The organism is Blastopirellula sp. J2-11, assembly GCF_024584705.1.
Lineage (GTDB): Bacteria > Planctomycetota > Planctomycetia > Pirellulales > Pirellulaceae > Blastopirellula.
In genome coordinates this window covers 624895-647777 of sequence record NZ_CP097384.1, presented here as the reverse complement: position 1 = coordinate 647777, position 22883 = coordinate 624895, and the positions used below count along the sequence as shown (strand labels likewise).

19 protein-coding genes are annotated in these 22883 nt (G+C 55.4%); 11 read left to right on the top strand and 8 right to left on the bottom strand.

The window, feature by feature from the left end; all coding sequences use genetic code 11:
* Positions 1 to 52: 52 nt before the first annotated feature.
* Positions 53 to 1375 carry a sulfatase-like hydrolase/transferase gene (locus M4951_RS02665; RefSeq protein ID WP_262024940.1) on the top strand — a complete coding sequence of 441 codons (1323 nt, stop codon included), beginning with the start codon at positions 53 to 55 and terminating at the stop codon, positions 1373 to 1375.
* A 121-nt stretch (positions 1376 to 1496) separates the two neighbouring features.
* Positions 1497 to 2237, top strand: a complete 741-nt coding sequence (locus tag M4951_RS02660; RefSeq protein WP_410050419.1) for a peroxiredoxin-like family protein — start codon at positions 1497 to 1499, stop codon at positions 2235 to 2237.
* A gap of 102 nt (positions 2238 to 2339) precedes the next feature.
* Here the strand turns inward: M4951_RS02660 and M4951_RS02655 are convergent, their stop codons facing one another.
* The 5 genes from M4951_RS02655 to M4951_RS02635 form a co-directional block, all read right to left on the bottom strand.
* The gene (locus tag M4951_RS02655) at positions 2340 to 3206 is read right to left on the bottom strand and encodes a GntR family transcriptional regulator (protein WP_262024939.1); all 867 of its coding nucleotides are present in this window, start codon (positions 3204 to 3206) and stop codon (positions 2340 to 2342) included.
* Positions 3207 to 3220: 14 nt separating this feature from the next.
* Positions 3221 to 3604 (bottom strand): hypothetical protein, encoded by a 384-nt coding sequence (locus M4951_RS02650; protein WP_262024938.1) that lies wholly within the window; start codon positions 3602 to 3604, stop codon positions 3221 to 3223.
* A gap of 94 nt (positions 3605 to 3698) precedes the next feature.
* Positions 3699 to 4673: a DUF1559 domain-containing protein gene (locus M4951_RS02645; RefSeq protein WP_262024937.1), complete on the bottom strand. Its 975-nt coding sequence runs from the start codon at positions 4671 to 4673 to the stop codon at positions 3699 to 3701.
* A gap of 202 nt (positions 4674 to 4875) precedes the next feature.
* Positions 4876 to 5256 (bottom strand): hypothetical protein, encoded by a 381-nt coding sequence (locus M4951_RS02640; protein ID WP_262024936.1) that lies wholly within the window; start codon positions 5254 to 5256, stop codon positions 4876 to 4878.
* A 236-nt stretch (positions 5257 to 5492) separates the two neighbouring features.
* A complete protein-coding gene (locus tag M4951_RS02635; RefSeq protein ID WP_262024935.1) occupies positions 5493 to 6485 on the bottom strand; it encodes a DUF1559 domain-containing protein in 993 nt (330 codons plus the stop codon).
* Between the two features lie 257 nt (positions 6486 to 6742).
* On the opposite strand from M4951_RS02635, the gene M4951_RS02630 reads away from it, so the two are divergent.
* From M4951_RS02630 to M4951_RS02610, 5 genes are all read left to right on the top strand, one after another.
* On the top strand, positions 6743 to 8005 hold the full coding sequence (locus M4951_RS02630; protein ID WP_262024934.1) for a Gfo/Idh/MocA family protein: 1263 nt from the start codon (positions 6743 to 6745) through the stop codon (positions 8003 to 8005).
* Positions 8006 to 8135: 130 nt separating this feature from the next.
* Positions 8136 to 9860 (top strand): SLC5 family protein, encoded by a 1725-nt coding sequence (locus M4951_RS02625; RefSeq protein ID WP_262024933.1) that lies wholly within the window; start codon positions 8136 to 8138, stop codon positions 9858 to 9860.
* Between the two features lie 5 nt (positions 9861 to 9865).
* Positions 9866 to 11044, top strand: a complete 1179-nt coding sequence (gene dgoD, locus M4951_RS02620) for a galactonate dehydratase (protein WP_262024932.1) — start codon at positions 9866 to 9868, stop codon at positions 11042 to 11044.
* 36 nt (positions 11045 to 11080) lie between these two features.
* The gene (locus tag M4951_RS02615) at positions 11081 to 12508 is read left to right on the top strand and encodes an alkaline ceramidase (protein ID WP_262024931.1); all 1428 of its coding nucleotides are present in this window, start codon (positions 11081 to 11083) and stop codon (positions 12506 to 12508) included.
* 45 nt (positions 12509 to 12553) lie between these two features.
* Entirely contained in the window at positions 12554 to 13483 is a 930-nt protein-coding gene (locus M4951_RS02610) for a dihydrodipicolinate synthase family protein (RefSeq protein ID WP_262024930.1), read from the top strand.
* 99 nt (positions 13484 to 13582) lie between these two features.
* Here the strand turns inward: M4951_RS02610 and M4951_RS02605 are convergent, their stop codons facing one another.
* Complete coding sequence (locus M4951_RS02605) at positions 13583 to 15481, bottom strand: potassium transporter Kup (protein WP_262024929.1); 1899 nt, start codon at positions 15479 to 15481, stop codon at positions 13583 to 13585.
* Between the two features lie 662 nt (positions 15482 to 16143).
* On the opposite strand from M4951_RS02605, the gene M4951_RS02600 reads away from it, so the two are divergent.
* The 4 genes from M4951_RS02600 (at position 16144) to M4951_RS02585 (ending at position 20174) form a co-directional block, all read left to right on the top strand.
* The gene (locus M4951_RS02600) at positions 16144 to 17187 is read left to right on the top strand and encodes a DUF1559 domain-containing protein (protein ID WP_262024928.1); all 1044 of its coding nucleotides are present in this window, start codon (positions 16144 to 16146) and stop codon (positions 17185 to 17187) included.
* 232 nt (positions 17188 to 17419) lie between these two features.
* Positions 17420 to 17854 carry a carboxypeptidase-like regulatory domain-containing protein gene (locus M4951_RS02595; RefSeq protein ID WP_262024927.1) on the top strand — a complete coding sequence of 145 codons (435 nt, stop codon included), beginning with the start codon at positions 17420 to 17422 and terminating at the stop codon, positions 17852 to 17854.
* A gap of 149 nt (positions 17855 to 18003) precedes the next feature.
* Positions 18004 to 18522: a sigma-70 family RNA polymerase sigma factor gene (locus M4951_RS02590; RefSeq protein ID WP_262024926.1), complete on the top strand. Its 519-nt coding sequence runs from the start codon at positions 18004 to 18006 to the stop codon at positions 18520 to 18522.
* Positions 18519 to 20174: a LamG-like jellyroll fold domain-containing protein gene (locus M4951_RS02585; RefSeq protein ID WP_262024925.1), complete on the top strand. Its 1656-nt coding sequence runs from the start codon at positions 18519 to 18521 to the stop codon at positions 20172 to 20174. The genes M4951_RS02590 and M4951_RS02585 overlap by 4 nt, the downstream gene beginning before the upstream one ends.
* Positions 20175 to 21141: 967 nt before the next feature.
* On the opposite strand, the gene M4951_RS02580 is transcribed toward M4951_RS02585, so the two are convergent.
* Positions 21142 to 21531 (bottom strand): hypothetical protein, encoded by a 390-nt coding sequence (locus M4951_RS02580; protein ID WP_262024924.1) that lies wholly within the window; start codon positions 21529 to 21531, stop codon positions 21142 to 21144.
* A 137-nt stretch (positions 21532 to 21668) separates the two neighbouring features.
* Complete coding sequence (locus M4951_RS02575; RefSeq protein ID WP_262024923.1) at positions 21669 to 22631, bottom strand: DUF1559 domain-containing protein; 963 nt, start codon at positions 22629 to 22631, stop codon at positions 21669 to 21671.
* Positions 22632 to 22883 lie beyond the last annotated feature (252 nt).

Below are 22883 nucleotides of genomic sequence, written 5' to 3'. Positions count from 1 at the left end.
CGACTAGAATAGACGCTTTATCGCCGCTCTCGCCTTGGAGAAGACTTGTGCCATGCGAACTCCATTGCTCGTCGCCATGCTATCGCTACTGTTACCACCTTCGTTCTTGTGCGCTACCGAAAAGCAGCCGAATATCATCTTGGTCATGGCCGATGATATCGGCTACGAGTGCTTTGGCTGTTACGGATCGCAGCAGTACTTAACGCCCAATATTGACCGGATGGCTGCTCAAGGGATGCGGTTTACGCATTGCTATTCGCAGCCTCTTTGCACGCCGAGTCGTGTCAAAATGATGACCGGACTTTCCAACGTGCGGAACTATTCGGCGTTTTCGATTCTCAATCGCGATCAGCGCACCTTCGGGCATCTGCTGAAGGAAACCGGCTACCGGACAATGATCGCCGGCAAATGGCAACTCTATGGCGCCAACAATTATCCGAAGCGTTTTCGTGGCCAAGGGATGTCGCCCAGCGACGCCGGTTTCGACCAGTGGTGCTTGTGGCAAGTCGAACAGTTGGGAGAGCGATACGACGCGCCGCTGTTGAATATCAACGGCGAGACCCGACAGTTTTCGGCAAACCAATATGGTCCCGATATCGCCGTCGAACAGATCTTGAAGTTCATCGACCAAAAGTCGGACCAACCCTACTTTGTTTACTATCCGATGATCTTGGTTCACAATCCGTTTGTGCCGACGCCTGACAGTAAGACGCGCGACCCCAAACGGAAGCAAAAAAACTTTGAGGAGATGGTCGCTTACATGGATAAACAGGTTGGCAAGATCGTGGACCATGTTCAACAAACCGGCCAAGCCGACAACACGCTGATCCTCTTTACCGGCGACAACGGCTCCAATACGGCGATCCGCTCGCAGCTCAATGGCCAGATGATTCAAGGCGGAAAAGGAAAGATGACCGACGCGGGAACACACGTTCCGTTGGTCGGCTACTGGCCCGGCGTGATTCCGTCAAGCATAACTTGCACTGACCTCATCGACTTCTCTGACTTTCTGCCGACCCTCTCTGACGTCGCCGGCGCGACGACGCCAACAGGAATTGACGGTCGCAGTTTTCAACCGCAGCTATTAGGAGATCCCGGCACGCCGCGCGATTGGATCTACTGCTATTACAATCCTAGGCCAGAACAGACCAAGCCGGTCCGCTATGTTCGCGACCAACGCTGGAAACTGCACAGCGACGGGCGTTTGATCGACGTCGATAATGACGTGCTCGAAAAACGCCCGTTGACCGACTTGTCGGTCACCCCGGGCGCCGCCGAAGCGCACGCCAAACTGACCGCCGCATTGAATTCGCAACCGGCCGAAGGCGCAGCGCTGCTGAAGTTCCCGCTTGGTCCCAACGATCAGCCCAAGTGATGAATTTGCATTAAACTTTGCTCAAGTTGTAGCGCAGCGTACTGATTGCAAGCGAGTCAGCGCGTAAAGTTCCTTCCAGTTGGACGTCCCCACTCAACACTTCGATCGAAGGTTACCAGTCATGCAAAAATCTACCCTGTTTGGATGCTTGATGATGGCGGCAATATTTGTTCATGCGGCGATGGGTCAAGAGAACCAACCGCAAACCTTGAAAGAACAGTTGAAACAAAAGTCTGAGGAAGCCGGCAAACGATTTCCGCCGGAGATGCTGAAAGTGATGCGTGACGCTGTGGAAACGGTTCGCGCTTCGGGTGTCGAAAAGTCGGCGAAACAAGTGGGTGACGCCGCGATCGACGCTGAGCTAACCGGCTGGAACGGGAAGACGGTTCGCCTAAGCGAAATGTGGAGCGAAGGTCCCGTGGTGCTGATGTGGTATCGCGGAGGCTGGTGCCCTTACTGCAATTTACAGCTGCGCGCGATGCAGAAGGAACTGAAAGCAATCGAAGGCGCTGGCGCCAAGCTGATTGTGTTGACTCCCGAACTACCGGAAAAAGCGAAGGAAACGGCGGAAGCGAACGACCTCAACTTTGTCGCGTTGCATGACAAGAATAACGCGACTGCGCGGAAATATGGCCTGGTCTTTGAACTGCCCGCGTCGATCCTTCCCCTCTATCGCGATCGCTTAAAACTGGCCGAGGTCAACGGCAGCGACGCGATGGAGTTGCCTCTTTCGGCCACCTATGTGATCGATACCAACGGCAAGATTCGCTATGCGTTTTTGAACGCCGACTACACCGATCGCGCCGAACCAGCCGAAGTGGTCGCAGCGGTGAAGAAAGTCGCCGCTGATAAAGCGAAATAGGCGTCGGGCGATTTTGCGCATCGCTTTAAGTCGAACCAACCCCGGGAAGCCGCGCCAGTCGCCGCTTCCCTTTTTTTGTCGTCGTATCGCGATCGGTGCGACCTACGTTTCGGCGGAAGGACGAATCTTGCTGAGCACCGGGTGATTGTTCTGGATGTGGAAAGAGAGCGCTTTGCGTGCGGCGGACCAGTTCTTCTTGATCAGCGCGTGAAGAATCGCCTGATGCTGCTCGACCGTTTCGATCGCCGCTTGACGGTCCATTTCTTCCCAATCAAACAGGATGCCATAGTATTTCCCCTGTCGCTGGAAAAAGTCTTGGATGTAGATGTTGTCCGCTTTTTCGATGATATAAGCGTGCAGCGAATTATCGATTTGAGGATGTTCTTTTTTGGAGGCCGGCAAAATGTTTCCGGCCAAGATCGCTTGCAAGTCTTCGGTGACAAGATGCAACTTGGCCAAATCGAGCGCCTTCAGTTCTAACAGTTCGCGAACTTCCAAGAACGCCTGCATGTCTTTTTGTAAAAAGGGACGCAAACGCCAACCGCAACGCGGAATATGCTCGATCAGCCCGGCGCCGGCGAGTCGATTGAAGATGATCCGCAAAGCTGAACGACTGATGCCATATTGCTTGGCGGTCGCTTCTTCGCGCAAGTCGATCGCGACGCCCTCTAAGCTGAGCCGGACGAAATCGTTGGCGATCAATTCGTACATGTCTTGCGGAGGCGCCGGCAGCGCTTGATCATGCTCCTTGGCTTGCGAACGTTTGCGCGTCGCTTTGGGGGTCAGACGTCTGTCATCTCCCTTTTCAATCAAGCCTTGTTTGATCAGCCGATTCACAGCCGAGCGCACCGGCGAAAAGCTGACCTCATAAAAATCGGCGAGTGATTCGAGCGTCAGCTGAACCGGCAATTCCTGACTGGAAGAAAGCCGAGCCTTTAGGTCTTCATAAATATAAGTCGTAATGGACATCGTAATCGGCGAATTTATCGCTTCTTTGGGACTTCGACGTCAAGCGTCGTGTTTTCGAGCGGCAAATCATCACTAGTCGAATAGCGAGCGAAGAGCGGCTTCGGCTGCGAAGCAGTTCCCGCCATCACCGCCCCATTGTCAGGCACGCCGGTATAGCCGGTGATGGAGATCACATGCGGACCACCGATTAACCCTTTTTCTCCTGTCACATGGTACGCCCCTTCGAGAATGGTGGCCACTGCCCCGGGACCAGAATTTCCTTGCGTCGTATCCGGCGTGAAGGTGATTTCCCCAAACGGAATCGGTTTGCCGTCATAGGTGACGGTCCCCGACATTGCATACCGCTTTAATTCGTCAGAGCCAAAATCGCAGCCGTTCATCGCGAATAGCAGCAACATACAGACAAGTGTCCCCGATACGTATCGAAATCGTTGGCGCATAGCGAACTTGCCCCCAATCGAGCAGAAAGAGAAAGGAAAGGAACGAAAAGGCTTAGAAGCTAAAACCACCGACCGGCAATCCATCAGCCCGTTTGGCAAGCGTGCGATAAATCGTCAAGTCGACAGTTTCTGGAATGAAATGGACCGATGCGTCCGCCATTGCAAATTGACATCCGCCGGGGTGGAAACTGCCGAATGTCCGCGACTGCACGTCAAATTTATGCCCTGCGCTGGGGCTGGGATCGGCGGTGTTGATCGGCAGCAACGCCGAAGCGACCTGGGAGGGCTCGCCAACGCTGCGGGGCCAGTCGCTGGAAGACCACGAATAATATTGCAGCGGCGACGGATTCGATAACAAAGTCGATTGAACGTTTGTTTCGCCGACCAAAAAAACATTCGTCGTTCCATCTAGAGCGTCACGAAACCTAGTATTGGAATTGTGAAAGATCATTCCATCTTTGTTCCAGACTCGGACTCCGGCGCTGTTGGAACAGAACGGCGTTTCGCCCCCTTGAACGCCAAAGTAATTGTTCGAACGAGTTTCCTCGTTGCTGTTCGGATCGGAATCGCATTGGTACTTGGCGCAATTGCGAAACCATTCGGTCCGATTCGCGGCATCCGCGTTACCGAACGCGCTGGCGTCTTGGATCGAGATAAACCCGGCGCCAAAATTGAAATTATCGTAGCGCGCATTCTCTTCCATAAACGGCAAGATCAAAACGGTCCAAGGAGCCTGGGAAAAAGAAATCCCTCCGCCTCCTGACGGCGCCATCGAGCAGAAGCCGCTGCTCTCGGTCGAGATATTAGAAATCCCTCCGGCCGGAAACGAGCCGAACGTATCATGATAGTTGTGCAGCGCCAGGCCGATCTGCTTCATGTTATTGCTGCAAGACATTCGTCGCGCCGCTTCCCGCGCCTGCTGAACGGCCGGCAACAGCAGTGCGATCAGAACGCCGATGATCGCAATGACGACCAACAATTCGACGAGGGTAAATCCAGAACGATTGCGATAGCGAGAATTCATCATCAGCACTCCGATTGAGAAAATAAGACTCGATGATTAGATCAATCTTGTGAGAAAACTTTCCACTGGCGCGAACCAAGTGCTCGCTCATTTGTTGGCGATATTTTTTCCTTTGCATATCGCAATATCGCCGCAACTTATATTTTAAAAATGCGTTAAACCAATCCCACCGCGACAGGAAATCATGCCGACGAGAAAGGAGAGTTCATCTTCGCTGGGGCGCGGCCACCAGTTGAACATCAAGCGTATTTTCGCCTTCCTTCACGTCGATCGTGAGTCCGCTTGTGCCGACGTCACGATACTTCGAGGGAATCTTTACTACATCTAGCTGCGTCTCCGCCGACTTCGGTGCAAATGGATCAGCCGGAGGCGGCGGAGAAATCGCGATGTGATACGTGCCAGGCGAACACCGGAGCGAATAACCGCCGTCTGGCTCCAGAGCGGACGTCGCTAACTTCCCCGTCTGATCAATCAATACGATGGCTCCTTGGGGGACCGGCTTATCGTCGAGCGTTACCTTGCCGACGACCGACGATTCAAACGCACTCCTCTGCGAGCATCCCGAGAGCGCATATATTCCGAGCAAACATGTTGCGACGAAAAACCTGCGGGGTTTCAACCACTCAAAACTTACGAAACTTAATTGCATCGCAATTCATCCTGTGTCTGATTCAAGTAGGGGACGCTATGCCATCGTCTTCACATTTCGGCGACAGACTTTATCGCACGAGGAAGGAAATCTTCTCAAGGGAGGGGATTTCCTTCGCGATCTAGATTCTCTCCTCGTCGATCATCGCAAAATACGATCACTTCAAGCATCCGCTAAAGCGGTGTGGAGATGACGTTGCCATCGTCACGAATGCAAAGGTTTCGCAAAGCCGCCATATCCATCGTTTCGGCGGCGAAGGCGACGCTGCCATCTCCGCGTAAGGCAAGCGCTCCGCCAGGATGCTCTGAATGGATGGCGCTATTGGTTCCGTCGGTATGGTTCCCGCTTCCTTCGATGAGCGTACCAATCGGGAAACGAATCGTGGTGGTATTACGCGACCACGGCGTTGTGGCCCAGGTATAGGAGTCGCCAGTCGCTCCAGCTTGCGGCGGCGGAACCGTCGCGCCTACTCCGCCCCAGCATCCCCATTCATAACTCGAACGAATGTCGGCCAATCCGCCGGTGCTGTTCTTCCCCATTGCGGACTGTTCCGCCACGATGAGCGTATTCGTCAGCCCGTCGGTTGCGTCGCGCATTTTGGTCACCATATTGGCAACCATCATCCCATTTGCGCAAGCGTAGCCTTGCGTGCCGGAACCGCAACGCCCTGCTCCCGTCGGGTCGGTCGAATCCGTCGCACTGGTCGTCGCTCCCGAAACGCCAACATACGAAGTTGTCGAGAACCGATTGTCATAGTCATCCCGCTTATTAAGTCGGTTAGCGGGACTCGACGGACACCAATTAAAATTAGGCGTCCAATTATTGAGCAGCGTGCCGTTCGCGCCGTTGGGATAGCCGGAGAAATCTCCGTATTCCAACTGATCGAACACCGACGACTGTTCGACTTGCGGCAAAATCGACAGCATCCATGAACTTTCAAAGAGATGCCGCGAACCAAACGGGAACGACTGGTGCGTATCATGATAGTTGTGCAGCGCCAGACCAAGCTGCTTCATATTATTGCTGCAAGACATTCGCCGAGCCGCTTCGCGCGCCTGCTGGACAGCCGGCAACAGCAGAGCGATCAGAACGCCGATGATCGCGATAACGACCAACAACTCGACGAGGGTAAATCCAGAACGATTGCGATAGCGAGAATTCATCATCAGCACTCCGATTGGAAAAATTAGACTCGATGAATAGATCAACCTTGCGGGAAAGGGCGTTTCACTCTCTGTGCTGTGTCCCCATCAAATTCAAAAGACAGGAATTTGCTGAATTCGACTTGAACTTTCCAGAGCTTACTTGACATTGGCACCAACCGCAACTAACTTTTTGACATTGGCGCCAAAAAGCGTCAATTGACTTTCGCCGGCAACTTTTGACGCGGCCCCCAAACTTTCATCGCCAAGGAACCATGCCCATGAATTCCGCCGATTTTGCTGATCGCCTACCTGCTAGCGGCGCTTCCCCGGTCACGCGCCGCTCCTTTCTACAAGCGACCGGCGGCTTGGCGGCCGGCGCCGGTCTCCTGTCGCCTAGCTCTCTGCATGCCGCCGAATCAAAGCCCAAGAAGGTTCGGGTCGGCATCGTCGGCGGTCGCTTTGGCCTCGGCTTTCAGTTTCACGAGCATCCCCTGTGCGAAGTGACCGGGGTCGCCGAACTGCGGCCAGAACGTCTAGAGGCGCTAAGTAAGACCTACAAATGCGAGACGAAATACGACTCGCTCGAAGCGATGCTCGCCCAAGCGAAAGACATGGACGCGGTGGCGATCTTTACGCCTGCGCCCGATCATGTAAGACATAGCGTCGCCGCGCTCAACGCCGGCAAGCATGTCCTTTGCGCCGTCCCCGCCGCGATGAATCTGGAAGAATGCGAAGAGCTGATCGAGACGGTCAAGCGGACCGGGCTGAGCTTTATGATGGCCGAAACCAGCTATTGGCAGCAAAGTACGATCTCGGCTCGCCAGATGTATCAGGAAGGCAAGTTCGGCAACCTGATCTACTGTGAATCGGAATATCAGCATGACGGACTCGATTCGTTGTTCCATGAGAACGGAAAACGCACTTGGCGTTATGGTTTTCCGCCGATGAATTACCCTACGCACTGCACCGCTCACTATGTAGGCGTGACCGGCGAGCGCCTGACCGAAGTGATGTGCCAAGGCTGGGGAGACGATTCGCCTTCGCTCAAAGACAACGCCTACAACAATCCGTTTTGGAACGAATCGGCGATGTTCAAAACCGAATCGGGACTGGCTTTTAACGTCCGAGTTTGGTGGAAAGGCGCCCATCGCGGCGGCGAACGAGCCGAATGGATCGGCGACAAGATGAGCTTCTACGGGCACACTCCGAACGGGCAAGGTCCAGTGATCATTCGCAGCGGTCAGCAAACCGAAAAAGATGACGCCGGGTTCGTCCGCAGCTTGCCTGCCTTCGAGCAATACCAAATTCCTGAGTTCTGGAAGACCGACATGCTGCCGGCCCCGTTGCGACATGGAAGCGGCCACGAAGGCTCACATCCGTTTATCACGAACGAGTTTATTGACGCCGTGGCCAATAATCGCCGTCCGGCCGTCGACGTCTACGAAGCGGTCGCTTTCACGGCGCCGGGGATTGTCGCTCATCAATCGGCCCTCAAGGGTGGCGAGCAACTGAAGGTGCCCAACTTCGGTCGCGCCAGCTAACGCTTCGATACGCGGTTGTTCTTGAGATCGTTATGACAACTTGCTCAGGCGGCGAAGTCGCCGCCTGAGCAGTCCATCCGGCGATCGACCGATCGTTTGCTCTTTCCGCTATCTACGAGACCCCTGGTTCATGCCTTCGTTTTCACTCGACTTCTGGGACTACGTCGTCTTCGCCGGCTTCTTTGTGATGCTGGGAATGATCGGATTTTGGGCCGGACGAGGAGAACAAGCGAGCAGCCAAGACTATTTTTTGGCAGGCAGAAAACTCCCTTGGTATGTCGTCGGCGGGTCGTTTATCGCTTCCAATATCAGCAGCGAACACTTTATCGGCATGATCGGCTCGGCAGTCGTGTTCGGCGTCTGCGTCTCGCTGATGGAGTGGGCGAATGTCGTCACCTTCTCGCTATTGATCTGGTTCTTTATTCCCTTTTTGCTGGCGACCAAGGTATTTACGATACCCGAGTTTCTTGAGAAGCGATTCAGTCTTTCGATCCGGCAGATGTTCGCTTTTGTCACGGTGCTGAGCAACGTGGTCGCCTTTCTAGCGACCGTCTTGTATGGCGGCGGACTGGCGTTGCAAAGCTTGTTTGGTTGGAGTCTGTGGTTCTCGATCATCACGCTGGGAATTGTCGCCGGCGTCTGGGCGATTTACGGCGGGCTATCGAGCGTCGCATGGACCGATCTCTTTACAGTCGTCGTGATGATCCTTGGGGGAGTGCTCGTCAGCGTGCTGGGTCTGCAAGCGCTGGCCGGCGCAGAGGGCTCGATCTGGGACGGCTTTACCTTGATGCTGGAGCGCAACCAAGGGAAAGAAGGCCAATGGGCGGAAGCGGTGAATCGACATCTGACGCATCTCACCAACGGCGATTCCTACAATCGCTTGTCCCTCTATCAAGGCGTCACCCATCCAATCACGCCGACGATCAGCTTGATTCCATTGCTCCTCTCGGTCGGCGTTTGGTACAACGTACTCAATCAATTCATGATCCAGCGCGTGCTGGGCGCCAAAGATGAATACCATGCGCGCATGGGAATCGTGTTGGCCGGCTGGGTGAAGGTCTTCTTCCCGCTGATTTCGGTCTTGCCCGGGATGGTGCTCTTCGCGCTCCATCCCGAAATCATGCTTCGCCCCTGGGACGAAGTGAAACCGGCGGCCGATCAGGGTTACGTCAGCCTGATTCAAACATTGATTCCCGCCGGCCTGCGAGGACTGCTTTTGGCGGCGCTCTTTGGCGCGATTCAATCGACAATCAACTCGGTGCTCAACTCGACGTCGACGATCCTGACGCTCGATATCTACAAGCGGCTGTTGGTTCCCGAGGCCAGCGACAAGCAACTGGTCCGCGTCGGCGTGATTAGTTCGATCGTCGTCCTGGCGATCGCGATTACACTGGGCGGATTTGTCGGCGAGATCGGAGGGAGCCTGTTTGAATACGCGCAATCGCTCTACGCGTTCTTCGCTCCGCCGTTCGCCGCCGTTTTCTTACTCGGGATTCTCTGGCGGCGCATCAATTCGGCCGGAGCATTATCGGCGATCTGCATCGGCTTCGCTTCAGGGATCTTGATGAAGCTTTACCTGCACTTCGATCCGAGCGCGCCGGCCTGGCTGAGTCCTTATTGGAATCAAGCGGCGATCAATTGGTTGCTGTGCGTCGCCGTTTGCATCGGCGTCAGCTTGGCGACGGCGCCGCCGCGGGCAGACCAAATCACCGATCAGCTGACTTTCAACTGGTCTCGCTTAAATCTGTTCAACAACCTTGGCGATCACTGGTACACGAGCGTCGTCACTTGGTGGGGATTGTTCGTCGTCGTTATGGCCGCGTTGTTCATTACGTTCTCGGGAGTGGTGTTCTAAATCGCATGAAAATTACCCGCGTCGAAACCTTGGTTTGCCACGCTCGGATGCGCAATTGGGTCTTCGTCAAAATCACGACCGACCAACCTGGCTTGATCGGTTGGGGAGAAGCGACCCTTGAGTGGCATACGCGCAGCGTCGTCGGCGCGATTGAAGACTTGGCGCAACTGCTGATCGGCGAAGACCCGACGCGCATCGAATATCTATGGCAGATGATGTGGCGACAACACTTCTGGCACGGCACAGGCATCGTCCGCGCGACGGCGCTGGCCGGCGTCGATCTTGCGCTGTGGGATATTCTCGGCAAAGTGCACAACGTCCCTTGTCACAAGCTGTGGGGAGGTCCGGTCCGTGACTCCATCCGACTTTATTCGCATCTGGGCGGCGGTCGCATGGAAGACTTCTACGAAACGCCGGTCGACAACGCCAAGCAGTTCGCCGACCTGGCGATCGAAGCGGTCGAACATGGCTACTCGGCGTTCAAGTCGATGGCCGTTCCGCCGACCATGCCAATTGAAGGCGCCAAACCGGTTCGCGCCGCAGTCGCTTGCGTCGAAGCGATGCGCGATGCGGTTGGCCCTGATATCGACATCATGGTCGACTGTCACGCCCGTCCTTCGCCGGCGATGGGAATGAAGTTCGCAAAAGCGCTGGAGCCGTATGACCTGTACTTCTTCGAAGAGCCTTGCTGGCCCGAATCGATTGAGGGCCTCGCGAAAATTAACGCCGCCGTCGCGACGCCGATTGCGACCGGCGAACGGCTGAATCACTTAGCGGCGTTTCGCGATCTGTTCGCCGCCCAAGCGTGTGAAATCTGCCAGCTCGACATCACGCATTGCGGCGGACTAAGCGAAGCGCGACGGATCGCGGCGCTGGCCGAAGCGTATCGAATCGCGCTGGCGCCGCACAACCCGCAAGGGCCGGTCAGCACCGCTGCGTCGTTGGAGTTCGGCTTTTCGCAACCCAGCTATATCATCTGCGAGTCGGTGCAAAACGACGTTCCTTGGCGCTACGAAGTGGTCGACGAAGGGTTTCAAATTGATCCGAAGACGCGAACCGTTAAGCCGAATCAGCGTCCCGGCCTGGGAATCAACATCAATGAGGAAGAAATCAAGCGGCATCCGTTCCAACAAGAGCTGCTGCAGCGCGTCTTCTACGCAGACGGCAGCGTCGGAGATTGGTAACAAGCGGCTGCGACTGTTTTTCAGAAAGCAAGCGATATGAGCAACTCCGCAACAGCAACGACTTCTTTCTCCCACGCCGCCTGGTCAGGTTACGCAGGGATTGCGACGGCCGATATTACTCCGCCGATCGGCGTCTACTCACGCTGCTGGGGCGCTGCGGAACATGATGTCGCCGAATCGATCCACCGCCCGCTCACCATTACTGCGCTGACGCTGCAAGCGGACCACAATTCTTCGCCGCTGGTCTATATCGACGCCGATCTCGGTTGGTGGCAAACGCTGGAAACATTTCAAGAGTTTCAAGCCTGCGTTTTAAAAGAGTTTTCGCTGGCGCCTGAAGATTTCCTGTTTGGCATCACTCACACTCATGCATCGCCGCCGTTGGTGAAACTTGATCCAGGCTTGCCTGGTCAAGCAGTTCAGCAGCACTGGTTAGAACGAACCCAACGCGTGATGATCGAAGTGATTCAAGCGGCGCTCGACCATTCGTTCGCCGCGACGCTAGACTGGCAGACAGGTCAATGCAATTTGGCGACCAATCGCGATCTGACCGATCCCAGCGTCAATACCGATCGGATTCTGTGCGGATTCAACCCGCAAGGTCACGCCGATAACACATTGCTCGTCGGCCGGCTGACCGACATCACCGGAAAAATGCGCGGCGTGGTAGTGAACTACGCATGCCATCCGACCACCTTGGCGTGGGAGAATCGAGCAATTTCTCCCGACTATATCGGCGCGATGCGCGAAACGATCACGCAGCAGACCGGCGCCGCGGCTCTGTTTATGCAAGGCGCTTCCGGTGACCTTGCGCCCCGCTATCAATATGTCGCCGACACCGAGACGGTCGATCGCCATGGACGCGAATTGGCTTACGCCGCTTTGGCCACGTTAGAAAATATGGAACCGGTTGGCGCCCAGTTAGCCTACCAAAAGGTAGTGGAATCAGGCGCTCCTTTGGCGGTCTGGCGTCACGCGCCGACATCTCCTAACACGCAGTTGCGTGCGCTTCAGGCGAGCGTCGAAGTACCGCTGAAAGACTGGCCGTCGGCCGCCGAGTTAGAACGTCAGCGGATCGCGTGCCCCAATCGAGCGATCGCCGAGCGACTGCGCCGCAAACGTGACATCCGCATCGCCTTGGGAGATGACGATACGTTCACGTTACCAATTTGGGCCTGGAAGCTGGGGGATGCGATTTTGATCGGCAGCATGGCCGAATCGTATTCGGCCTTGCAAGTCGAGCTCCGCCGACGGTTTCCGGATCAAACGATCGTTTGTATGAATCTGGTGAACGGATCGATCGGCTATTTGACGCCTGCCCCGCTTTACCATCACGACATCTATCCGGTGATGCAAACGCCGTTTGATTTGGGAGCGTTGGAATTGACGATCGAAGCGATGTCGCAATTGGTGCACCGCTTGGCGACACCTACCGAATTGAGTCCCCTCCTGCAAAACGCCTAGCTCTCGCCAAACGCTTCCTGAAAATTCCACGATAGAGAAAGCTCGATGACCAGTTCCATCCAAGGGGTGCTTCCGGTATTGCACGCGCCGCTACGTGACGATGAGACGATCGACGTCGACATCTTGCAACAAGAGATCGATTGGATCTTTGAGGTTGGCGCCGATGGCGTTTGCTCGGCGATGGTCTCCGAAGTCTTACGACTCTCGCCGTCAGAGCGCTGTGATCTGGCCGAGATGATGGTCTCGATGACCGCAGGCCGCGGCACGGTGATCGCCAGCGTCGGCGCCGAAACAACGCGCCAGGCAGTTGAGTATGGCGAGCACGCCGCGCGCTGCGGATGCAGCGCGATCATGGCGATACCGCCGATCAGCGTCGCTCTACCGGAAGCGGCGCTGTGGGACTACTTTTCACAACTTGCGCGGCGCGTCGACTTGCCATTGATCGTGCAAGACGCTTCGTCGTATGTGGGACGCGCGATCTCGACGTCATTCTTCGCTCGGCTTGTGGATGAGTTTGGAGCCGCGAAAATCCTGTTCAAACCGGAAGCGTCTCCCATCGGGCCGAACCTCTCGGATTTGCGCGAGCAAACCGGCGGCAAAGCGCAGATCTTCGACGGCTCTGGCGGCATCTTGCTGATAGACTGCTATCGGCGAGGAATTCAAGGGACCATGCCTGGCGTCGATCTGCTCGACGGAATTGTCGCGTTGTGGCGAGCGCTGCGCCAAGGGAATGACCCGTTGGCGTATCGCATTTATTTCCCCATCTGCGCTATCGTTGCTCTGCAACTGCAAGCCGGGCTGGACGGATTTTTGGCGATCGAAAAGTATATTCTGCAAAAGCGAGGACTCTTCTCTTCGGTTCGACGCCGAACTCCTTATGCGTGGGAACTGGATCGTGAGACGGCGATGGAGATCGATCGCTTGTTGGTCTATTTAGAAGATGCTCTGAAAGAGCAGCCTGCGTTAAAGCTCTAGAAGCGAAAATAGAACGCGTCTGAACAAATCGAACCGCATACGAATCGCTGTCCGCTCCCAAAAGTCGCCGAGACTGGTGAAAGGTGCAAATCGTCCAGTTTAGAGCTCCACCTGCGAACCGATCTCCACCACCTGCTCTGGCGGCAGATAAAAATAGGCGGTCGCGGGTTGCGCGTTACGCGACATCCACGCAAACAGCTTCTCGCGCCAGAGGGCCATTCCAGGACGGTGGGTCGCCAGCAGACGTTCGGTCCCCAGAAAATAAGTGACGTCTTCCCCCTGCAAGCTGAGCGGAGCGTTGGTCAATGTCGCCAGCGTCAGCGGGATATGGGGAGTATCCATAAATCCGTAGTTGATCAGAATGCGAAAGAACCCTTCGCCAATTTCTTCAAACTCGACTCGTTTCGCCAGGCGCACATGCGGCACATTGGCGGTCACCACCGTCAGCAAGACGATTTGTTCGTGCAGCACTTTGTTATGTCGCACATTGTGCCGCAGCGCCGGAGGAGTTCCGATCGGATTTCCGGTCAAATAGATCGAAACGCCAGAAACGCGCACCGGGGGCTCGTTCATCAAATCGGCAATATAAAGTTCGATGGAGAGCGCTCGCTCACGCAGCCGCTTCGCCAAGAGCCGCTGGCCCGCCATCCAAGTCGACATCAACGTGTAAGCGCCGCCGGCCACCAGCAAAGGGAACCAACCCCCGTTCGATATTTTGAACAGGTTCGCCCCCAAAAACGCCAGGTCCACCGCCAGAAAGATTCCGCAAACGCCCAGCGCCGCCGGCAGCGACCAATTCCAACGCATCCGCGTTAGCAGAAAAAAGAGAACCGTCGTGATCACCATCGTAATGGTGACCGCAACGCCGTACGCCGCCGCCAGATTGTCAGACGAACGGAAGCCGAGGACCAACCCGATGCAGGCGAACATCAACGCCCAATTGACCAAGGGGATGTAAATCTGCCCCATTTGTTCGGCCGACGTATGCCGAATCGTCATGCGTGGACTGTAGCCCAACTGCACCGCTTGTAACGTTAACGAAAAGGCTCCAGTGATGACCGCCTGCGACGCGATGACGGTGGCCATCGTTGATAAAATCACCAGCGGATAGAGCGCCCAACCTGGCGCCATGAGATAGAACGGATTCCTGGCGCCTTCGGGATGCTCTAACAGAAAAGCGCCCTGGCCAAAATAGTTGAGCAATAGCGCCGGCAGCACGACGTAATACCAACTAATCCGGATCGGCTGTTTGCCAAAATGGCCCATATCGGCGTACAGCGCTTCGCCGCCGGTAACCACCAAAAATACCGATCCCAATACCAGATAGCCGCTCAGCCCATTTTCTAGCAATAGGCGAATCGCATAGAGCGGATTGATCGCCAGGAAAACTTGCGGCGCTTGAATGATTTGCTGAATCCCCATACAGGCCAACGTCGCGAACCAGATCAACATGATCGGACCAAACACCGTACCGACGCGCGCGGTTCCGCGCGATTGGAACAGGAACAAGCCGACGAGGATCGCAATTGTGATCGGCTCGATATAGGGATCGAGCGCAGGAGCGGCTACTTCAAGTCCTTCGACCGCGCTGAGTACCGAGATAGCCGGCGTGATCATCCCGTCGGCATAGAGCAACGCTCCTCCTAGCAAGCCAAGCGTGAAAATCGCCCAACGGCGATAGCCCGCGTTCGATTCGTCGGAAGAGACGAGCGCCGCCAGCGCCAGGATCCCCCCTTCTCCTTCATTGTCTGCCTGCAGAATGAAGATGAGGTACTTGGTCGATATGACAATCGCCAGCGCCCAAAAAATAAGGGAGAGGACTCCCAAGACATGGTCATGCGAGGCCGCGACCGCGTGTTCGGCGCGAAAGCATTCACGCACCGCATAGAGAGGGCTAGTGCCGATATCGCCGTAGACCACTCCCAACGCGACCAACGACAACTTGGCCCAAGAGCCAAGGCGCTGGTCGCCTTCCGGTGTCGCCTGATCGACCGACATTCACCTACTTTCCGCTACATCCCTTAGATCCGTCCCGAGAACGGCGCCCTCAACTTTAGCACGCAATTTTAGCAACAACATGTTCGGCTGATTGATCTGCAAAGAGCCGCCGCGATCCAGCTGAACTCCCGTACGCAGCGCCACGCTCCAAGGCCTCCATTGCGCGAGCATATCTCCCTGTTTCAGATCGCGATCAGTAGAGCCAATTTCTGGCGCAAAGGTCTCTCGGTTCGGTGCGTCGTAACGTGGAGGAGCCCGGCAAGCGCCCTATTCACAGAGGAAGAGCGATTCCTGCGGGCTTCCGCTGTCGCCGCCAGGATTCTCATCCCCCTTGTAAATGGCGCTCTCTCCAATCGATCGCTCCACCGAGTAATCGTACGCCGCAGATCCCGCTCTCGCCCCATAAATCACGTTATGGAGCCCCTAGCGTCCGTGAACACGGCGTTGTCTCAGTCCCCAAACTTTCTAACAAGTTTTCTTGATTTGAACTGCGACCTCCCGCAGTGGATTCCTATTTGGGGGTAATCAAGTTTTCTTTTCAATTATTCTTGGTCAACCCCGTAACCCCAACCGAACGCCGGCTATATCCACCTACTTCATTTTTTTCTTTTCCGTGCTGATTCAGCCGCGGCGTTAGACCCAAATAGTGAAAGCCCCCTACCATGCAACTGTCAGAACAAAGCCGAAATTCGAATCGTGTCGCGCCGAAGCCGCGTCTCGGTTTCACCCTCGTCGAGCTGTTGGTCGTGATTGCGATCATCGGCGTCTTGATCGCACTGCTACTGCCTGCGGTCCAACAAGCGCGAGAAGCGGCGCGCCGGATGAACTGTACGAACAACCTGAAGCAGATCGCGCTGGCGTCGCATAACCATCACGACACGTTCGGCGGGTTTCCTGAATTAGTCCAATACATCAAGGGTGACTATAACGTCGATAGTCCTTGGTGCTGGGGAGCGCTGCTCTTGCCGTTCATCGAGCAGCAACCGTTGCACGATTTGCTCGGCGTGTCGAAAAAGAGCGCCAGAGACAGTTACAACGACGCGGCCGATCAAGCTGCCTACAAAAAGCTGCTTGCCACTTCGATCGATGGCTACACATGCCCGAGCGACGTTGGTCCGGCGCTGACGCCCGAAGTTTGTGCGACCGGCGGCTGGCAAGATACGTATGGTACCTATAAGGAATGGTATTGCCTCTGGGAACACGAAGACGTGATCGCCGCCAAAGCGAATTACGTGGCGAATTATGGACCAGGTTACCTCGACGATGACATCAACCACCCGCTTGAAACCAATACCTTCAATCCTACCGGAGCGATTGTTGGCTTTAAGAAACTCAACATGAGCAAAATCACCGACGGAACTTCCAACACGATCCTCTTCGGCGAACGTCGATACGACGAGAAAGCGAAGACTGCCGGCGGGTCGATCATGGTCATTCAGAAAATCCAGGGGAACACGCAAGGACGACAGTGCAGTTTCCAGCCTGAATACGCGCCGAATAGGATTCCGAACAGTTACTGGAGCGCCATGTGCGGAACTTCTAGCTATCATCCCGGAGGCGTCAACTTCGCCATGTGCGACGGTTCGGTTCGCTTAATCTCCGACACGATTTGGAGTAGCGGCAATGGCAATCCCGTGGATAACAACTCCGGGACCTATCAGCGATTGTGCGTCCGAAATGACGGTTATGTCATCAATGAAGAGTAAGCCGTTCCCACTAGCCTATCCGCGGATACGGCTGGGGTGATCTTGCCAAAGCTCTCTTCGCTGTCAGCAAAGCGGAGAGAGCTTCTGGAATGAGCATTCGCGATGTACGATTAGTCGCACGCCGAGCGGATGGCGGATTACCAAGTCGCATGGCCCGCTTTCGTATTCTACGATTGGTCGATTTGTCTTTTAGAATATATCTGCTCTTTTCGCAGCAACTGGATGATTCAATATGGAATGCAGTCGAGTGATAGGTAGTCGGACCGCCCTGCTCTTGCTTGCGTCAATCGCATGCGTGACGCTTGCAGGTTGCAGTAGCGGCGACAACTCGCATGTCTCTGGCGTCGTGACTTTTGACGGCAATCCGGCGCCGAATAGCGTCATGACCTTCGTTTCCCTTAATCAAGGTCCCGGCGGGACCGCCATCACGGACGAAAATGGCCACTACGAGGCCCAGATGTCGCTCAATAACGATTGGCTCGCCCCAGGCGAATATCGGGTCGAAATCCAAGGTCGGGCCGACCACCTAAAAGCTGATGGCTTGATGTCAGAAATCAAGCCCGGCGATATAAGCCTTCCCAAAAAGTACTACGGCGAAAACTCCGAACTTCGCTTGAAAGCCGAACCGGGAAACGCGACCGTCAACTTTGACTTGACCAGCAATTGACGATGTTACATCCAGAGACGCCCCGCCGATCGAAAAGCTGTTGGCGCCTGACGATTCCCAGTCGGCGCCCTATGCAAACCGGCGATACTCCTCTGGATAATATGGATTTCTAGTGGAAGCGACACCGAATTATTCCCAAGGAATTCCTCATGAATGACGCAGGGGAATTTATCCAGCTTCTGACTTCCCATCAGAGCCGGCTTTACGCCTACGTATTATCGTTGGTCTTTGACCGCAACGAAGCGGACGATGTCTTGCAGCAAACGAACATCGTCTTGTGGCGCAGCGCCAGCGATTTTGAACTCGGCACCAACTTTGTCGCCTGGTCGTTTCGAATCGCCTACTTTCAAGTGTTGGCGCACCGCAAACGCAAGCACCGTGAAAAACTGATCTTTGACGATGACATGTTGAGCGATCTGGCCCAGGTCGCCCACGACAATGACCAGACGTTTGCAGCGCGGCAGCGACTATTGCGAGAATGCATCCAAAAACTGAACAAGCGGCAAAGAAGCGCCATCGAACGTCGGTACCGTCGTGGAGCGACCCTGGAATCGATCGCCCACGAAACCGAGAGAACTGTCAACGCCGTCAAACAAACCTTGTTTCGTGCCCGTGAGAACCTGCTCCGGTGCGTTACCAAAGGCCAAACCGAGGCTACGCAATCATGACTCCGCAAACGAGAAAAGAGCTTGGCGAGTTAATCAATTCGCAGCTCGATGACAGCATCTCGGACGATGATCGGCGTCGTCTCGCCGATCTCTTACGTGACGATCGCGAGGCGCAACGCTACTACGTCGAGAACTGCCAAGTTCATTCGATGCTCGCTTGGGAGCATGGAGTTTTGTCGGAAACTCCCTTCGAGTCGGCAACTTCGGCGCCCTCCCCAACAGGCAACCAGCAAACGGTCAAGTCGTCCGCTCAACGCTGGCAGCTTTGCGCTCTCGCCGCTACGGTGCTGTTTCTCGCAACTTTTGTCTGGAGCGTCTATCAGGCGTCCATCTCCAAAAAATCTCCCACGCAGCCGCAACTCACGACGATTGAACCGAATTCAACCAGCATTCCCTGGAGCGAACGAACGGTTTTTGGTTTGTTTTCCAAAGGTCGGGGAGCGCAACTCTTGGTCTCGGATCTGCTGCTGGATCTTAACCAGGGAGATGCGCTGCGGAACGGTCGATATGAGCTTTCTGAAGGTTTCGCAGAGATCACGTTCGACAACGATGTCGAAGTCGTAATCGAATCGCCAGCCGATTTTGAGATCGTCAGCGACATGAAAATGGTCATGCATCGCGGTCGAATCTCGGCCATCGTATCACCGGCAGGAGAAGGATTTTCTGTCGAGACCCCTTCGATTGAACTTACCGACTTCGGGACGGAATTTGCCGTCGAAGTCACTCCCGATCGAGCGAGCGAAGTTCACGTCTTTAGTGGTGAAGTGAAAGTCACGCCGAAGCTGGCGCGCGAAGGCATGGAGAGACTTCAACTGGTCTCCAATCAAGCGACCCGCGTTCGCCAAACCAGTGGTATTCCGGAAGGGATCGATATCGATCTTGATCGTTTTTTGCGCCGCTTGAATGAAACGCCCCGCCAAGACATCGGCTACGAACAGATGATGAACGAGCTGCAGCCGGTGATGTTTTTCCAAATGGCGCCCACCTTGGACGGCGTTTCTCTCTCCGATCAAGGAAGCAACCATTCTGCAGGGATCTTGCTGAAGGACAGGATGGTTCAAGCTCCCTTCAAACCGGGACGCATTGGAAGTTCGCTCTATCTTGGCGGACCAGGGACCGGCGCCTACGCTAAAGTTCCGAACTATCAGCCGATTACGACCGGAGCGATCACGGTCTGCGCTTGGGTCAAAGCCGAAAGCCGGCCCCACTGGGCGGCGATCGCCAAACAATGGTCCATCGAATTTGACGAACAAGATCTCCCGTCTGGCCTGGGGGGACAATTCCATTTTGGCCTGCATGAGTTTGCCGGCGGCTTGGAAGTCCAGGTTCGCGACCGTGACAAAAACGTCATCAAACTTCGCGAGCAGGAACCCTTGCCGCTCGGACAATGGCAACACGTCGCATTTGTCGCCGATGGTCAGCAGTTGCGACTCTATCGCAACGGCCAAGAAATCGCGTCAACCGAGTGCGTCGGCCTGGCGACCGATGGCCCCCAATCGCTCGGCATTGGCGCGAAACTTTCCCCCGATTGCACGCAACCCGATCCGCAAAATCCCGGTTATTGGCACGGACGAATTGACGAGTTGGCGATCTTCGATCGAGCATTGAGCCAAGAAGAGCTAACGCGACTTTACGAGAACGTGCCCCATTAGGAGATTGCTGCTAAGCGAGTTCTCCCCGGACGGAATCTGAAGTTGCAAGCTGGCCTATTTTTCTTCACCGGCTGCTGACGATGCCCTTTGAAGTGGCCGGCACACGATGAACGGTGAGCTTGGTCGTAAAGTTTCTTACATCTGCGCTCCTCACCCAGCATTTGGCGCAACCTCAGATCCGCCGTGGGGATACGAAATCGATGACGTAGGACCGGACCGCTGGGATTTTTTCTATCGGCCCTCCCCAATTGCCGGAAAGTCAGTCTGGGCAACTTGACCAATTTGTCTAAGAGCCGAATCGGACTGGGCCGAACAAAGGTTGGATCGGATCGGACAAGCTTGGATCGGATCGGACAAGGTTGGATTGGATCGGACAAGGTTGGATCGGATCGGACAAGCTTGGATCGGATCGGACAAGGTTGGATCGGATCGGACAAGGTTGGATCGGATCGGACAAGGTTGGATCGGATCGGACAAGGTTGGATCGGATCGGACAGGGTTGGACCGGATCGGACAAGGTTGGATCGGATCGCCAGCGCATGGAAAAACGCGAATTGTCAAAGAGCATCGGAGCCTCTGCGGAGCTGCCGACAGATGCTCGTTCCCGCAGGGCGGAAACTTTCGTCAGCAGCGCCGAATGCCAGCTCGCTGTACGGCAATCGACCACGAATCCGTGCGTTTCGTCAACGGACAATTTTTGACCATCGACGGCGGCCTTCGCATGCGTAGCCGACCGCCAACCCAACGATTCGGCCGCAGCGTAATTCGCATTTTGGAAGCTGCATTTTTTGCCGGGTTAGCGACTTGGATCCATCTTGGAATCGCCGATTGATTTTCTCTCGCTTGCGCTGGCGAGCTACGAGAGAGCGGAATCGCGCGACAAGAACGCAAACGCCCGCCTGCGATCAGGTCGCATGGCGGGCGGTACGAAGTTCAGGTTCGGCGCGAATCCTGTCAGCGGAATCGTCTATTGCTTTACCAGCTCGATCGGAATGGTATTCTCCTTCGCTTCGACATTGACCGTCTCGCTCGGAGCTTTGAATTTTCGCCATTTGACCAGCTTGCCGACGGGCCGTCCGCTTTCATCTTCGCGTTGATTGGGCGGCGTGTAGATCACGCGGTATTCGCCCGGCGAAAGCCCTTCATCCCCCGCTGTCTTCAAATCATAATTTCCGTCGCTGCCAACGGCGCCGATCGCCGGCTTGGCGCCGGCTTCGATCGGTTGAAAGATAATATTGCCCCCGTCAACCGTTTCCCCGTTCGCTGTGATGATCCCAGTGACGCTTCCGTTCACTCCACAGCCGACAAAGGTTATCAGGGCGATGATCCCCCAGAGTCCAGCACTCGAAACTCTCATATCAATTCATCTGCTTTTAACGTGTGGTTCTAAATTTTATCCGGCGGCGATAGACGCTTGTTGCCGAAACCGCTCTTCACCCGAACCACAGGGGAGTTTCATTCCATCCCCCTGCGGTCGCCCAATGACGTCCACTGCTATAAATCGCCAACGACGTTGCCATCGTTGATTTGTCCCAGATTGTCGTACGTCCCTAGCGAAATCGTTTCAGGGAGGAAGTGCACCGAACCATCTGCGAACAGGAACTGTGCGCCGCCGGGATGCAAGCTTCCAAAGCCTTTATCCCAGGCATCCGGATCGGCCAGCGGACCGCCGCCGTTGGAGAGATTGATCGGCGTTCCGTGCCACGCTTCTCGCAGCGGTCCCCAGTGCGTTAATGAAGTGCCCGATCCCCCCTTCGGGCTTCCTGCCCAAGCCGGATTGGTCGGATTCTCAGCTGAAGGGGCCGAACCATTTCGCCCCGCTCCGACTTCCCCGATCGCGATCGTGTTGGAAAGCCCGTCGGTGACGTCGGCGAATCTTGTGATCGAAGCAATGAATCGGTTGAAGAACCCGTTACCGTAGTTGTGCCCCCAGCCCATGCTGCCGGCGTAGTTGGACTTACCGCACTGAAAACCCATATCGGTCGAATCACGCACCTCGGGCAGAACGTCAGAAGGGCACATGTACATTTCCACGACATTGTGCTCAGGACCGGGAGTGGTCCAAACGTTGTACTCATGGCAGCCGCAGTAAATCGATCCCTTTTTGCCGGTCGGATCAGGAGGATAGTTGCCCGACTCCTCCACAATCGCATCCCATAGGTTCGCTTGCTCCGAAAACGGCAGGACGAAAGTCCCCCAGGTATATCCCCCATGTCCGTCTCGGCTGCCGCCGGGAGGCATATGGTTATACGTGTCGTGGAAATTGTGCAGACCAAGACCGATCTGCTTTAAATTGTTCGCGCACTGCATGCGACGCGCCGCTTCCCGCGCCTGCTGCACCGCCGGCAAGAGCAATGCGATCAAAACACCGATGATCGCGATCACCACCAAAAGTTCGACCAGGGTAAAACCAAGCCGGCTGGCTGGCGACCGTCGACGAATAAAGAAGCCGTGCATGATGGATGACTCCAATACGATCCGAAGTGGATCAAGATGAGAAGAAGGATGAAACAACCCGTTTGTTGCGAGGTTTATTTTAGCATTCCTAGAAAAATCTTGGTAGAATTTCAACCCTCGTTTTGCGACAATTTGCCGCAGCAATCAAGTGATGACCGGTTTCGCTTAGAGACATTAAAACGCTGTTATCAGGCTTTTTTCAGCACAATTCCAACATGAGCTCGGTCCTGAACGTAGTCGCGATGCATTTCA

What these genes read in the sequence shown, in the direction of transcription:
- M4951_RS02665 (WP_262024940.1), top strand. Translation starts at nt 53, where the DNA reads ATGCGAACTCCATTGCTCGTCGCCATGCTATCGCTACTGTTACCACCT.
- M4951_RS02660 (WP_410050419.1), top strand. Translation starts at nt 1,497, where the DNA reads ATGCAAAAATCTACCCTGTTTGGATGCTTGATGATGGCGGCAATATTT.
- M4951_RS02655 (WP_262024939.1), bottom strand. Translation starts at nt 3,206, where the DNA reads ATGTCCATTACGACTTATATTTATGAAGACCTAAAGGCTCGGCTTTCT.
- M4951_RS02650 (WP_262024938.1), bottom strand. Translation starts at nt 3,604, where the DNA reads ATGTTGCTGCTATTCGCGATGAACGGCTGCGATTTTGGCTCTGACGAA.
- M4951_RS02645 (WP_262024937.1), bottom strand. Translation starts at nt 4,673, where the DNA reads ATGATGAATTCTCGCTATCGCAATCGTTCTGGATTTACCCTCGTCGAA.
- M4951_RS02635 (WP_262024935.1), bottom strand. Translation starts at nt 6,485, where the DNA reads ATGATGAATTCTCGCTATCGCAATCGTTCTGGATTTACCCTCGTCGAG.
- M4951_RS02630 (WP_262024934.1), top strand. Translation starts at nt 6,743, where the DNA reads ATGAATTCCGCCGATTTTGCTGATCGCCTACCTGCTAGCGGCGCTTCC.
- M4951_RS02625 (WP_262024933.1), top strand. Translation starts at nt 8,136, where the DNA reads ATGCCTTCGTTTTCACTCGACTTCTGGGACTACGTCGTCTTCGCCGGC.
- dgoD (WP_262024932.1), top strand. Translation starts at nt 9,866, where the DNA reads ATGAAAATTACCCGCGTCGAAACCTTGGTTTGCCACGCTCGGATGCGC.
- M4951_RS02615 (WP_262024931.1), top strand. Translation starts at nt 11,081, where the DNA reads ATGAGCAACTCCGCAACAGCAACGACTTCTTTCTCCCACGCCGCCTGG.
- M4951_RS02610 (WP_262024930.1), top strand. Translation starts at nt 12,554, where the DNA reads ATGACCAGTTCCATCCAAGGGGTGCTTCCGGTATTGCACGCGCCGCTA.
- M4951_RS02605 (WP_262024929.1), bottom strand. Translation starts at nt 15,481, where the DNA reads ATGTCGGTCGATCAGGCGACACCGGAAGGCGACCAGCGCCTTGGCTCT.
- M4951_RS02600 (WP_262024928.1), top strand. Translation starts at nt 16,144, where the DNA reads ATGCAACTGTCAGAACAAAGCCGAAATTCGAATCGTGTCGCGCCGAAG.
- M4951_RS02595 (WP_262024927.1), top strand. Translation starts at nt 17,420, where the DNA reads ATGGAATGCAGTCGAGTGATAGGTAGTCGGACCGCCCTGCTCTTGCTT.
- M4951_RS02590 (WP_262024926.1), top strand. Translation starts at nt 18,004, where the DNA reads ATGAATGACGCAGGGGAATTTATCCAGCTTCTGACTTCCCATCAGAGC.
- M4951_RS02585 (WP_262024925.1), top strand. Translation starts at nt 18,519, where the DNA reads ATGACTCCGCAAACGAGAAAAGAGCTTGGCGAGTTAATCAATTCGCAG.
- M4951_RS02580 (WP_262024924.1), bottom strand. Translation starts at nt 21,531, where the DNA reads ATGAGAGTTTCGAGTGCTGGACTCTGGGGGATCATCGCCCTGATAACC.
- M4951_RS02575 (WP_262024923.1), bottom strand. Translation starts at nt 22,631, where the DNA reads ATGCACGGCTTCTTTATTCGTCGACGGTCGCCAGCCAGCCGGCTTGGT.